The following is a 12,618-nucleotide window of genomic DNA, read 5'->3' as shown; positions in this document are numbered from 1 at the left end:
AAGTATCAATACTTGGCTATGCAGCATTACTGTTTATGGTGCCTCCTTTGGTCATATCGTTAATTTTTGCTGTACTCAACTTTCTAAAAGGAGAAAAAGCTTAAATCACCAAAAAGCCGCAGCAGTCTTATCGACCACTGCGGCTTTTTAGTTGGGCTTTTGTTCCCTGTTATGGTTTTTGATAATTCACTTCTACCCTTCTGTTTTTCATTCTACCTTCCCTCGTATTATTATCAAAAACAGGATTTTCTTCTCCCATATAAGCGGTCTTAATTCTATCCTCAGCAATTCCTTTCTTTTTCAAATACTCTCCAGCCTGACTTGCCCTTTTCTTTGACAACCATTTGTTGTACTCAGCATTTCCCGTATTATCCGTATGCCCCACAATCTCTACTTTCAACCACTCATTATTTTTCAAAACCGTATAAAGTTGATCCAACACATTCAAGGCAGCTTGGTCTAAGCGACTTCTGTCAAATCCAAAGTAGATGCGCTCCTGTGTCAATTCGACTTCTTCACCATCCGGACCTCTTACTACTAACAGGTTATCCCCTACAGGATACTCTCCGCCAATATTTTTGGCCAATGATGTTTGAAACGTACCCACTCGGTCGGTTTGACGCTCAGGATTTTCAAATCCCAAAGAATAATTTTTACCTACTTTAGAAGTTAATGGCATTGTGAAAGAGCCGTCTTCTTGTGTTTCAACTTCCTCTACAGGATTCCCTTCTTCGTCAAATAAAGTTACTTTTCCCTTTTGACCTTCACCGGTTTCAGCATCTACTATCTTTCCTTCAATATTGTAGTCAAGAGTTACTTTCTCCAGTACATCCCCGGGAAGGATAAAGTTTTTCAACACTTTTTGATCTTTCTCTTTTGCTACAGGCACTTGAACTTCTTCTGTGTGTAGCAATTGCTTTTCATCATCTCCTCCCAAGAAAAATTTCACTTCATAAGGCAGGTTTGAGTCAAGTGTAGTGGAATAGTTTCCTTTTTCTCGAGTATTTGCAGTCGATTTCAACGCGTATTGAGGATTTTCGAATTGTAACGACAAGGTTTCAAACCCTTCTTCCATTCCTTCTACCCGTACCATTCCCTCTAAATTTGCAGTATAAAGTTTACCCACTTCATAAATATCCAAATCTCCTTCTCCTCCTTCTCTGTCAGAGCTGTAATAGCCACGGTTGTTACTGGGATCCAATACAAAATACATATCGTCATAAGGGGTATTTACAGGCATGGAGATATGCTCCGCCTTTCCCCACTTTTGAGCTTGTTCGTCCCAAGTAGATTTGAACACATCGTACCCACCGATGCTTTCATGTCCTTTTGAGCTGAAATAAAGTGTTTTGCCATCAGGGCTTACAAAAGGGGCATCTTCATCAAACTCTGTATTGATTTCTGCTCCCAATTTGACAGGCTTACTCCACTTCCCATTTTCGGCTAAAGCAGATTGGTAAATATCCAAGTCTTTGTCTTTAGAGCCTCTGGCAGAAGTAAAGTAAATTGTCTTACCGTCAGGAGTGATATAGCCATGCGACTCATAATATTTGGTATTGATATTTTTCTTATCCAATGGCTTTGGTTCGCTCCAAGAGTCACTTTCCTTTTCCGTAATGTAAATATCTCCACCCCGTACATATTTATAGATCAACATTTTGTGATCGTTGTCAAACAACTGTACGGATGCTTCGTGTTTTGAAGTATTCAGAGAAGCACTCAAGCTCTTCGGACTTGTCCAGTCATCGTTTTTATTGATCTCGGAAACAAAAATATCTTCATAGTGCTCTCCGTTATCACCAGCCTCTTTTCCTTTACTTTTAGGGTTACGGGAAGTGTAGATCAATATCGAACCATTTGAAGAAATCAAGGGGCTATGTTCGGCATATTCCGTATTGATGGTTTTTCCCAATCCTTCCACATAATATCCCGGCTTCTTTTTTAAATACTCCTCTACATAGTCAATCTGTTTTAGATGTTGTTCTACTTCGGCTTGGCGAGCATCTTTCGCATCCAAAGTAGAGCGGAATTTGCGAAGTTGTTCTTTTGCTTTGTTATATTGATAATTGTTTTTCAAAGCCAACCCGTACCAAAATGCTTGTTCGGGACGGACCTCGCTTTTGTTTTTTTGTAAAGACTTCTCAATATAACTCAAAGACCTCTTACTATCACCTAGCTTTAAATGCCCGATTCCGGCATAATACAAGGCTTCGGGGTGTTCCGGATTCGCTTTCAGAAACTGCTCCAATACAGATACCCCTTTTACAAAATGAGCGTTTTGAACCAGGTTTTTTCCTTTTTTCAAGAGTTTCGTCTGAGCATTGACTTGCAAAGGACATCCTGATAAGTAGATAATGATCAGAATACCTATTCCTGCTTTTATTGCGGTAAATAATCTTTGCATTATTTAAAGATTTACTTGATTTAATCTAATAACTAATAATGTAACTTTTGGAAAAAAATTGCTCTTTATTGTTTTTATAAAAAATGAACCTTCCTTTTAGTTAAAGGGTAGAAAAAGATAGTATTTGGGAATTTTGGGGGCATTTTATCAAACATACATGAAAGTGCATTAACGGCAAATTAACCCGCTTGCAAAGATGTAAGAATTTCTATTATTTTAAGAATACTTTGGGGTAAAATATTACTTTAAGTAGTAATATTTAATATTATCTTGAATAATTCCACATTTTTTTAACTCATTTTATCGCTCATAAAAAATGCCCATCAATTGAAAGATGGGCATTGTTAGGCAAGCATTCAAAAGCCGGAATATTTACATTTCTTTCACTTGGATATTTCTCCATCGCACTTTTATACCTCCTCCATCGTGGATTTGCAAGGCAATACTTCCCTTTGCTTGTCCGATTTTTTCATCTTTAAAATTCACCATCTTCTGCCCGTTTAACCAAGTCGTCACTTTACCACCTTTCACCCGGATACGCATTTCATTCCACTCGCCCATTTTGAGGATATTTTCTTTTTCCTCAGGAATTTTCACTAACCAACCCCTTCCATAAGACTCATAAACCCCACCGGTATCTTTGCCCGGAGGTGCCACTTCTACTTGCCAACCACTGATTTTGGTACCTTCCAAACTAGAGCGGAAAAAGACACCACTATTTCCTTCGGCTTCTTGTTTGAATTCAAGTTTCAATTCAAAATCTTTAAATTGCTTGTCGGTAGCCAAATAGCCATACTGCTTGTCCGGGCCACTCTCACAGATCAAGTTACCCTCACTCACATACCATTTTTCCGTTCCATGGATTTTCCATCCATCCAGGTCTTTTCCGTTAAAAATCGATTGCCAGCCTTTTTGCGGAGCGATTTGAAAACTCATTAAAGCCGTTAACAATACCATAGGAATAATAAATGCTCTCATATTTACTTTACAGTTAAAGGTTAATTCACATACATTGCAATGATAGCGAAATAGCACAAAAAAACAGGTGCAAAGACCTCAATTTGTCTTTGCACCTGTTTTATCATTTACGCTGAGGTACAATTACCCCTCAAAGTTGAGAAACAGGGTGATTTTATGGGTGGTCAATCGTTCTATAGGCTGCGAGTACTCATTGGATTGACTTGGGCGTTTGAACAAATTCACCAAACCGTGTGAAAAACGGATTTCCGGTGAAAAGTTGAACATCTGCATATAGAAATGAAAACCAAAGCCATAAGAGACTTCCAGATTGTAACGGTTAAAATCAAAGTTTTCATCTTGTCCTTCTTCTTCTTTTTTACCACCTACTTTCACCCCTCCGGTCAAGCCGGCTTGCATAAACATCCGGTGGTTTCCCCTACGCATAGACTTATACTTCAGCATAAATGGCACTTCTACAAAGGTCATCTCTTTTTCCAGTGTTTCCGTCTGGCCATTGGCAAAGGTATACTCCAAAGCCCGGTTATAGAAAGACACATTCGGCAACAAACGCAAATCCCACAATTCGTCTTTTAACGCAAAATTTGCGACAAACCCCAAAGAAAACCCAGGCCGGGATATAGGGTTAACAGAAATGACACTTTCGGGGCTAGGATTATCTACAGAAGCAAAATATTCGGAATGCTTTAACGCCATGGTGGATTGAAAAACCCCGATTTGAAAACCATAATGCATGGTTTTACGATCGTAATCGGGCAAGTTGATCACCCGCTGACGTTGTGCATAAACATCATTAAAAAAACAAGCCAGTATGAATAAACTCCCGGCTATGATTATTTTTTTGCCAGATAAATTGAGCTGATGCCAAAGGTTAGTGGTATACATCTTACTGATTTAAATCCTACTTTATTTTTCAATATGTTGACAAATCTTTCGCCATATGGAAATTCTTCCACTGACTCTGGAAGATATGTGTAGGCAGAGCTATCTTTCGAAATCATTCGGCCTACCATCGGCAGGATATTCTTGAAGTAGAAGTTGTAAATCTGTTTGAAAGGGAAGGTTTCAGGCATGGAAAACTCAAGGACTAACAAACTACCACCCGGCTTCAGGACGCGCTTCATGTCCGCTAAGCCTTGAACTAAGTTTTCGTAGTTGCGCACACCGAATGCAACCGTAGCGGCATCAAAAGTATTGTCCTCAAAGTTCAGTTTTTCTGAATCTCCGAGAGCTAAAGTGATTTTGTCTGTTAATTTTAGTTTTTCAAGTTTCTTTCTCCCCACTTCCAACATCCCTTCGGAGATATCCACTCCGACAATTTTCTTAGGCTTCAAAGATAATGCCTCAATTGCAAAATCCCCTGTACCGGTGGCCACATCCAGGATCATATCATGAGGTTCTTTCTTCAATAGACGGATAGCGCGTTTTCTCCAATAAATATCGATCCCCATACTTAACAAACGATTTAACAAATCGTATTTAGGGGATACGTTATTAAACATGGTGGCTACCTGCTCCTTTTTAGATTGTCTTTGATCTTTATACGGTAATACGGTCATTCTTTAATGCTCTTTTTGCCTTTAAAACCAACTGTCTCAGGAAATATGTCAAGGTATATCCCTCAATTTCCCTTCAAATATCTTAGTTAATTTTCTTATTTGGATATATTTATGGGAATATATTGTAAAATCAAAGCTCCATAACCGGCACTCAATGCCCAACACCCCGTACGTATTCTCAGAGGCCGGGTGAATTCCAATTCAATCAAAAAATTATTACATTTACAAAGTATAGTATATCACAGGCAACAACCTTGAACATCACTAACAACTCCTAAAACTTTCTTTACAAACAAACTATAGCAAACTGGCATGTTCAAATTAGTAAACGTTGCGTTGGGTATTTGCTGCCTTTTAGCAATATGTACCTCAAAAAACCTGGCCCAAGCATTACAAGTCAACCAATCTAAGTTTTTAAAACAAGCCCGCAAGTACATTGAAGTACAAGAGTATTATCATGCTTTGCAATTTCTGCAACCTCTTGTAGAATCGGATTCGGGTAATACGTATTACCGGTACCTTACAGGAATTGCATATTTAAACACCCATGAGAAGAAAAAAGCCCTCCCGCATCTTTTGCTAAGCCAACGGGCCTCCTCTCCGTACCCCAATTTATATTTTTACTTAGGCCGCGCATTGCATCTTCATCACCAATTTGACACGGCCATCCATTATTACCAAAAACACTTGAATACCTCACCGGAGGCATATCGAAAAGCTCAACCGGGAGACATACACAACTCTGACTTTCAAAGAATCACAGAAGAAGAAATTCAACTCTTGATTCGACAATGCCGGACAGGGAAACAACTTACAGCTTCGCCATTAGACCTGGTAATTTTTAACTTAGGCCCAACCGTAAACACTGAATACCCCGAAGTATGCCCTGTCATTTCTTCCGATGAAAGCAGACTGATTTTTACCTCAAGAAGGCCCGGCAACCTTGGTAAGGCTTTGGATCCAATTCAAAGTTTACCCTACGAAGATATTTATATCGCGGAAAAAGATGAGAATGGCCATTGGCAAACACCGCGCAATATTGGGGAATCTATCAACACCACAACCCACGATGCCTCAATAGGTCTTTCGCCTGATGGACAAGAACTCTTTATTTATAAGGATAACAATGTCAGCACTCTGCTCTCAGGCGATATTTATATCAGTAAAAACCGAGACGAATCCTGGACACAACCCGTCAAATTGCAAGAGGGAATCAATACAAAAAATTGGGAAACGCATGCCAGCATTACCGCAGACGGAAAACTAATGTTTTTTGTGAGCAACCGGGAAGATCCGGAAGCACAGGGTGGCAGGGATATCTATATGGTAAGACGCTTGCCTGACCTCTCTTGGGCCAAACCCTTGAACCTGGGCCCATTGATCAACACACCTTTTGACGAAGACGCTCCCTATATTCACCCCAATGGAAAAACACTGTTTTTCAGCTCCAATGGCCATAATGGTATGGGAGGTTTTGATATTTATTTTACCGAGTTACATGATTTGGATAATAATATTTGGACGGCCCCTCAAAATATCGGTTACCCGATTAACTCAGCCGATGACGATATTTATTATACCGTTTCGGCCGATGGCTCCCGGGGCTACTTTTCTTCACAACGGGAAGATAGCTATGGCAGTTTTGATTTGTATATGGCCAATATCCCCTCCAAACAGCTTAATATCATTGTGTTAAAAGGCAGTGTTAAAGATGCCCATACGGATCGACCGTTGGGAGCCAGTATCGAAATTTTTGATAATACCGAACACAAATTGGTAAAAGTAGCTGAGGCTAATAGCTTTACCGGAAAATTTTCATTGTTTTTGCAACCCGGAAGAAACTATGGCATCCGGGTGGCCCATGGCGGCTATTTGTTCAAATCCATTAACATAGATGTTCCCGAGCAATTCGAATACCTAGAGCTTCATGAAGACATCCATTTAAAACCCATTGAGGAAAATAGTTTTGAAGTACTCAACAATATCTTTTTCACAGATCAAATGGAGCTTAAGGTGGAGTCCTATAGAGAATTACAGTCTTTGCAACAACTACTGGCCGAACAAAAAGTTGACGAAATCGAGATTGTCGTACATTCGGATAACTCTCAAGACAGTCTGGTCAGTAAATTTACCACCCAAGCAATGGCAGACGTTTTAGTTGAAGAACTGAAACTACAAAACCACACATCCACTCTGATCAAGGCGCAAGGATTGGGCTCAAATTATCCGGTTGCACTCAATACTACCCAACAAGGAAAAAGAAAAAACAACCGGGTTGAATTCATTATCAGGACCGACCATGCTTCAAAGGAAAAGGCACCATTGGATTACCCAGAAATTAACCCGGACTTAGTGTTAGTGGAGCTACCCAAAGACAGTATTTCCACACCAGGGGTAGAGTTACCATTCGATTTCTCATTTATCCAAACGGTTCACAAAATCAAGTTTGCCTTTGCAGATAACTCCTTAAACCCTGAAGCAATTCTGGCAATTGAAGAGATGGTGGAAATGATGGAAAAAATGCCTGGGCTGATTATCGAAATCGGAGGGCATACGGATAATATAGGCAGCCCGTCCTACAACTTTAAATTGGCTGAACGAAGGGCAAAAATTGTCGCACAACAAATGGTATTCAGGGGCATCGCCAGGGAACGGCTGGTGATCAAAAGCTACGGGCTGTCCAAACCTCTTGCCAGCAACAAGACGGATTCGGGTAGGCAAGCCAACAGGAGGATCGAGTTTCAAGTCTTGAAAGGAGGTCGTCCCCGGGTATCGGCCATTGAAGAAACCAATCAGCCTACCACCGCCCCTTCTTATTCTCTCACCACAGGAAGTTTGATTGGTCAGATTCTTTATTTTGACCTTAACTCTGATATGTTAAAAGCACAAAAGGAAACACTCCGTGAACTAAGAAACTTGCTTTCCCAATACCCCGATTTACAGATTGAAATCGGAGGACATACCTGTGATCTCGGGCCGGAAAGTATCAATCAAACGTTAGGATTTCAAAGAGCCAAAGCAGTTGCGGACTTTTTTATCTCACAGGGAATCTCCCAACACAACTTGGTTGTGACTAGTTATGGGGAAACCCAACCCATAGCACCCAATACATCGGAATACGCAAGAAAGCAAAACAGACGGGTAGAGATCCGGATTTACCAAAGCCCACAATAACCCCCTTCACAAAAGAATGAAAAAAGCCCATTTGCGATTTGACAAGCAAATGGGCTTTTTCCGTTGTTGAAAACCCCCAAGGACTTAAGAAAAAAATGTTTAACTAGTAAAAACACGAATAGCCCTCGGAGGTATACTCTCACTCACCAAAGGGCAAGTATTGTTTTTTAAATTAACAGAATTCTTTGTATACGGCCTTTAAGTGCTCGGCAATCATTTCAGCAGAACGGCCTTCGATATGATGCCTCTCTACAAAATGCACCAACTCACCGTTTTTAAACAAGGCGATGGATGGTGAAGAAGGGGGATAGGGCAACATAAACTCACGCGCTTTTTGAGTGGCTTCTTTGTCCACTCCGGCAAATACAGTTGCCAATACATCAGGCTTCTTCTCTGAGTTTTCCAACGATAAGATCACACCAGGTCGAGCAGTGCCGGCCGCACACCCACATACTGAATTTACCACTACCAGAGCCGTTCCTTCTTCTTTATTTAATAATTCTTCTACTTGTTCGGAAGTAGTCAAATCAGTAAAGCCCTCATTCACCAACTGTTGCTTCATTGGGGCGGTCAAATGTTCCGGATACATGTTTATGTTTGTTTTATATGTTTTACAAAAAAAATTAAAATTCTTAAATACTCACAGCAGCCGGATTACATAAAACCCAACTCTACTTTTGCTACCTCCGACATCATGTCCTGATGATAAGGAGGGTCAAATGTCAACTCCACTTTTACATCATTGACTCCTTCGATTTCCCGGACACGCTGCTCCACCTCACCGGGCAATTGCTCGGCCGAAGGGCAAGCGGGAGAGGTAAGTGTCATCAATACGTATACATTATTGACCGGATATACATTGATCTCATAGATCAAGCCCAGCTCATACACGTCCACCGGGATTTCCGGGTCATACACTCTTTTGATAGCATCTATGACTTGCTCCTTTTGGATGGTTCCTTCTGTCATAGTTAATTTAGTTTTGGTTCATGAATTTAAAAATTAAGGAAGCAGTTTACACCCAAGTTAATTGGATGATTGCTCACTCGCAGCTTTTGCTTGATAAGCAAAAGCAAACAATTTCATTTGTTTGATCATGGCGGCAAAACCGTTGGAACGTTGAGAGCCAATCACATTGTTCATTCCGATCTTTTCGATAAAATAAAGATCAGCTTGTTGGATTTCGGCAGTAGTACGCCCGGAAAGAACCCGGATCAGAATACTAATCAGGCCCTTGGTAATATCCGTATTAGAATCCGCATGGAAAAACACTTTTCCACCCTCAAACTTAGTGACCAACCATACTTTGGACTGGCAGCCCTTGATCAGGTTGTCATCTATTTGGTGTTCTTCCGGCAAAGCTTCCAACTTTTGCCCCAATTCCATTATATAAAAAATAGTGCTCTCACGGTCTCCCGCAAGAAGCCCAAACTCTTCTATAATCTCGTCTTGTACTTCGTTTATTGACATATCTTGTGTGAATTTGTAAGCGAAAGCCAGTGAGTAAGTACTATTCCTTCCTGACTATTTTGCAAATTTAGCAATAATTTTCCGCAGACTTCCCACCATTCTGTCTACTTCTTCTTTCGTGTTATATATGGCAAAAGAAGCCCGTACCGTTCCGTCAATGCCTAACCGATGCATCAAGGGTTGCGTACAATGATGCCCTGTACGGATAGCAATCCCGTTGGCATCCATCAACATACCCACATCGAAATGGTGCATCCCCTCCACATTAAAAGATATCACCCCGACTTTGTTCCTTGCTTCCCCTATTATTTTCACTCGATCAATGGCCTTCATTTGCTCTGTGGCATAAGCCAACAAGTCTTGCTCATGCGCTGCGATTTTTTCCCGGCCTATCTCATTCATAAAATCCAAAGCATATTTTAGAGCAATGGTATCTCCAATATTTGGTGTTCCGGCTTCAAACTTAAAAGGCAGGTCATTATAAGTGGTTTTCTCAAAAGTTACCTCTTTGATCATTTCACCACCGCCCAAATAAGGTGGCATTTTTTCCAACAGAGCTTTCTTACCGTACAACACGCCCATGCCGGTAGGACCATATATTTTATGAGCAGAAAACACAAAGAAATCACAATCCAGGTCTTGCACATCCAATTGAAAATGCGGGCTGGATTGTGCACCGTCTACCATCACTACAGCTCCGTACCGGTGCGCCAGGTCAATGTATTGTTTGATCGGGTTGATCGTACCCAAACTATTCGACACATGAACGATAGAAACTAATTTGGTCTTTTCAGAAAGTAACTTTTCATATTCCTCGAAAATCAGCTCTCCTTCATCCGTCATCGGGATTACCTTTAAGATAGCCTTTTTCTCTTCACATAAAATTTGCCACGGAACGATATTCGAATGGTGTTCCATGGTAGAAATAATCACTTCGTCTCCTTCCTGAATCTGTGAACGGCCAAACGAAGAAGCGACCAGATTGAGCCCTTCGGTAGTCCCCTTGGTGAAAATTACTTCTTCAGTGGATGAAGCATTTAAAAATGCCCGGGCTGCTTCTCGGGTTTGTTCAAATTGCTCCGTTGCCTGGCTGGCCAATGTATGAGCCCCCCGGTGAACATTGGAATTCGTTCCTTCATAATACTTCACCAAAGCCTCAATTACTTTTTTGGGCTTTTGAGAGGTTGCGGCATTATCAAAATACACCAAAGGAAAACCGTTCACTTCCTGGTGCAAGATGGGAAATTCCTCTCTTATTTTTGCTATATCTAACATATACAATTTTTCTTCAATGCAACAGATTTGGTTCCAAGCAATGGATTTTCTCACACTGCTGACCTTTACTCATTTCGTTTCGCTTGCAAATATCGACCTTATTTAGGATTATTCTAAATAAAGCCTGCTTTTTTTACTATTTCTCAACAAGTTAAGCCCTCATTTACCTAACATGTATACTTACTTTAGGGATTAGCCTGTCTAAATAAAAAAGTATCCAAGCAAGGTTTTAACAAGCATTAATCGACCGAAAGCACCTGGGCTTTGTTCAGGCGAAAAATCAATTGATAAAAGTTGTCGTCATTCAATTCCAGTAAACCTTTTATCTCTACCTTTTTATTTAGTAAATCGCGATCGGGCTTAATATCCACTTCCATCACCGTTTCGGGGCCGGCATTGCCACAAAAGAAACAATTGGAAAAGGGAAAAGCGGAAAGGACCATATATTCCCCATCTACATCTACCGGAATGATATAGCCTGAGAGCTTTACCTCTTTGCCTTCAAATTTTTTCAAGTCATCACTAAATACCGGTTGTGACACATCAAACCCCAAAGCTTCATCATAATAATTATTCCAGGTGAGTTTCCCTAATTGCTTCCAGCTTACAGAAGTTTGGGCTTTCACTCCGGCACTGACAAACAAGCAGCCCAATACGATTAATAAAGATATTTTTTTCATGAGAAAATACGTCTTTAATGGTTGTTCATTCATTACTGGTGATCCTGGTCAATGGAGCTGAACCAGGTAAATATTTCGATATCTTTCATGCAAAGATGGGACAGGGATAGTATCTATCCAAAACTTACCGCCCAGGAAAAGAGTCCTGAGGATTGATGTCCGGTTCAATTGGCTGACAAAGAAGCCAATGCCCCCTTTTTTAAAATGGATTGGTGGCAAACACCGACACTTCCGGTATAAACCCCCGCTCGTCCATTTGCAAAGCTGCAACAATGGTGTGAGCAATTTCCAACGGGCGCAATTTATTCGGTTCTTCCGGACGCTCTTCCCGCTCAGGGTTGCCAAATGCGGTTGTCACTTCACTGGGATTAACCAGGATCACCCTCACATTATACGGCCGGAGTTCGGCTTGCCAACACTGTGTCATTCCCCGCAAGGCAAATTTAGAAGAAGCATAAATGGTTCCCCCCGGGTAACCTTTCAGCGCGGCAGTAGAAGCAATATTGACGATATGCCCGTAGCTTTGCTTTTTAAATAATTCAGCAGCTTTTTGAGTCATTAAAGCTAACCCAAACACATTCACCGCATAGATTTCCTCAAATGCTTCCCGCGTTACTTCTTCCAAGGAGTAACTGGCGCCTATTCCGGCATTATTGATCAATACATCCAGCCTGCCAAACTCCTGTAAAAATAATTGATAGGTCTTTTCGATATCTTCTGATTGGGCTACATCGGCATGGATGGGAAACACCTCCAATTCTTTGGCCGCTTCCATAAGCATTTCCCGGTTGCGACCGGTGATTGCAACATTTGCTCCTTGTTCTTTTAACAATTTTGCAGTCGCTTTCCCGATACCTTTACTGCCACCGGTCAGTAAAATGTTTTTGTTATTTAGTTTCATAGTTTTGATTTTTTGAGTGAATTCAAAATAGACAGTAGTATGCATCGCTTCAACAGGAGCTCATTCCGTCATACGGATGATTTCTTGGGTAAATTTTTACATCCTGCTCAAGGGTGCTTTTTAGGTTTTGTAAAGAAAAAGAAGAATTTCGGAAAAGTCCTTCTTCCCTTTCATATT

11 protein-coding genes are annotated in these 12,618 nt (G+C 40.8%); 1 reads left to right on the top strand and 10 read right to left on the bottom strand.

What is annotated here, in order from left to right; genetic code table 11:
- Positions 1-169 precede the first annotated feature (169 nt).
- The 4 genes from AAG747_RS26040 to ubiE form a co-directional block, all read right to left on the bottom strand.
- Positions 170-2,404 carry an OmpA family protein gene (locus tag AAG747_RS26040; RefSeq protein ID WP_346824188.1) on the bottom strand — a complete coding sequence of 745 codons (2,235 nt, stop codon included), beginning with the start codon at positions 2,402-2,404 and terminating at the stop codon, positions 170-172.
- 372 nt (positions 2,405-2,776) lie between these two features.
- On the bottom strand, positions 2,777-3,382 hold the full coding sequence (locus tag AAG747_RS26035) for a 3-keto-disaccharide hydrolase (protein WP_346824187.1): 606 nt from the start codon (positions 3,380-3,382) through the stop codon (positions 2,777-2,779).
- Positions 3,383-3,505: 123 nt separating this feature from the next.
- Entirely contained in the window at positions 3,506-4,267 is a 762-nt protein-coding gene (porT, locus tag AAG747_RS26030; RefSeq protein ID WP_346824186.1) for a type IX secretion/gliding motility protein PorT/SprT, read from the bottom strand.
- On the bottom strand, positions 4,216-4,941 hold the full coding sequence (gene ubiE / locus AAG747_RS26025; RefSeq protein ID WP_346824185.1) for a bifunctional demethylmenaquinone methyltransferase/2-methoxy-6-polyprenyl-1,4-benzoquinol methylase UbiE: 726 nt from the start codon (positions 4,939-4,941) through the stop codon (positions 4,216-4,218). The genes porT and ubiE overlap by 52 nt, the downstream gene beginning before the upstream one ends.
- 312 nt (positions 4,942-5,253) lie before the next feature.
- Between ubiE and AAG747_RS26020 the strand changes: the two genes are divergently transcribed.
- The gene (locus AAG747_RS26020) at positions 5,254-8,115 is read left to right on the top strand and encodes an OmpA family protein (protein ID WP_346824184.1); all 2,862 of its coding nucleotides are present in this window, start codon (positions 5,254-5,256) and stop codon (positions 8,113-8,115) included.
- A 172-nt stretch (positions 8,116-8,287) separates the two neighbouring features.
- Here the strand turns inward: AAG747_RS26020 and AAG747_RS26015 are convergent, their stop codons facing one another.
- The 6 genes from AAG747_RS26015 to AAG747_RS25990 form a co-directional block, all read right to left on the bottom strand.
- The gene (locus AAG747_RS26015) at positions 8,288-8,704 is read right to left on the bottom strand and encodes a BrxA/BrxB family bacilliredoxin (protein WP_346824183.1); all 417 of its coding nucleotides are present in this window, start codon (positions 8,702-8,704) and stop codon (positions 8,288-8,290) included.
- Between the two features lie 65 nt (positions 8,705-8,769).
- Positions 8,770-9,084 (bottom strand): SUF system Fe-S cluster assembly protein, encoded by a 315-nt coding sequence (locus AAG747_RS26010; RefSeq protein WP_346824182.1) that lies wholly within the window; start codon positions 9,082-9,084, stop codon positions 8,770-8,772.
- 57 nt (positions 9,085-9,141) lie between these two features.
- Positions 9,142-9,585 (bottom strand): SufE family protein, encoded by a 444-nt coding sequence (locus tag AAG747_RS26005; protein WP_346824181.1) that lies wholly within the window; start codon positions 9,583-9,585, stop codon positions 9,142-9,144.
- Positions 9,586-9,639: 54 nt separating this feature from the next.
- The gene (locus tag AAG747_RS26000; RefSeq protein ID WP_346824180.1) at positions 9,640-10,860 is read right to left on the bottom strand and encodes an aminotransferase class V-fold PLP-dependent enzyme; all 1,221 of its coding nucleotides are present in this window, start codon (positions 10,858-10,860) and stop codon (positions 9,640-9,642) included.
- Positions 10,861-11,099: 239 nt separating this feature from the next.
- A complete protein-coding gene (locus tag AAG747_RS25995; RefSeq protein WP_346824179.1) occupies positions 11,100-11,540 on the bottom strand; it encodes a hypothetical protein in 441 nt (146 codons plus the stop codon).
- Between the two features lie 199 nt (positions 11,541-11,739).
- Complete coding sequence (locus tag AAG747_RS25990; protein WP_346824178.1) at positions 11,740-12,441, bottom strand: SDR family oxidoreductase; 702 nt, start codon at positions 12,439-12,441, stop codon at positions 11,740-11,742.
- Positions 12,442-12,618: the final 177 nt, after the last annotated feature.

This window comes from Rapidithrix thailandica, assembly GCF_039710355.1.
GTDB lineage: Bacteria > Bacteroidota > Bacteroidia > Cytophagales > Flammeovirgaceae > Rapidithrix > Rapidithrix thailandica.
The sequence above is the reverse complement of the archived record's forward strand: the minus strand, read 5'-3'. Positions and strand labels throughout refer to the sequence as shown.

Bases quoted from the DNA above. Each gene is read 5' to 3' on its own strand.
- AAG747_RS26040 (WP_346824188.1), bottom strand. From the start codon at position 2,404: ATGCAAAGATTATTTACCGCAATAAAAGCAGGAATAGGTATTCTGATC.
- AAG747_RS26035 (WP_346824187.1), bottom strand. From the start codon at position 3,382: ATGAGAGCATTTATTATTCCTATGGTATTGTTAACGGCTTTAATGAGT.
- porT (WP_346824186.1), bottom strand. From the start codon at position 4,267: ATGTATACCACTAACCTTTGGCATCAGCTCAATTTATCTGGCAAAAAA.
- ubiE (WP_346824185.1), bottom strand. From the start codon at position 4,941: ATGACCGTATTACCGTATAAAGATCAAAGACAATCTAAAAAGGAGCAG.
- AAG747_RS26020 (WP_346824184.1), top strand. From the start codon at position 5,254: ATGTTCAAATTAGTAAACGTTGCGTTGGGTATTTGCTGCCTTTTAGCA.
- AAG747_RS26015 (WP_346824183.1), bottom strand. From the start codon at position 8,704: ATGTATCCGGAACATTTGACCGCCCCAATGAAGCAACAGTTGGTGAAT.
- AAG747_RS26010 (WP_346824182.1), bottom strand. From the start codon at position 9,084: ATGACAGAAGGAACCATCCAAAAGGAGCAAGTCATAGATGCTATCAAA.
- AAG747_RS26005 (WP_346824181.1), bottom strand. From the start codon at position 9,585: ATGTCAATAAACGAAGTACAAGACGAGATTATAGAAGAGTTTGGGCTT.
- AAG747_RS26000 (WP_346824180.1), bottom strand. From the start codon at position 10,860: ATGTTAGATATAGCAAAAATAAGAGAGGAATTTCCCATCTTGCACCAG.
- AAG747_RS25995 (WP_346824179.1), bottom strand. From the start codon at position 11,540: ATGAAAAAAATATCTTTATTAATCGTATTGGGCTGCTTGTTTGTCAGT.
- AAG747_RS25990 (WP_346824178.1), bottom strand. From the start codon at position 12,441: ATGAAACTAAATAACAAAAACATTTTACTGACCGGTGGCAGTAAAGGT.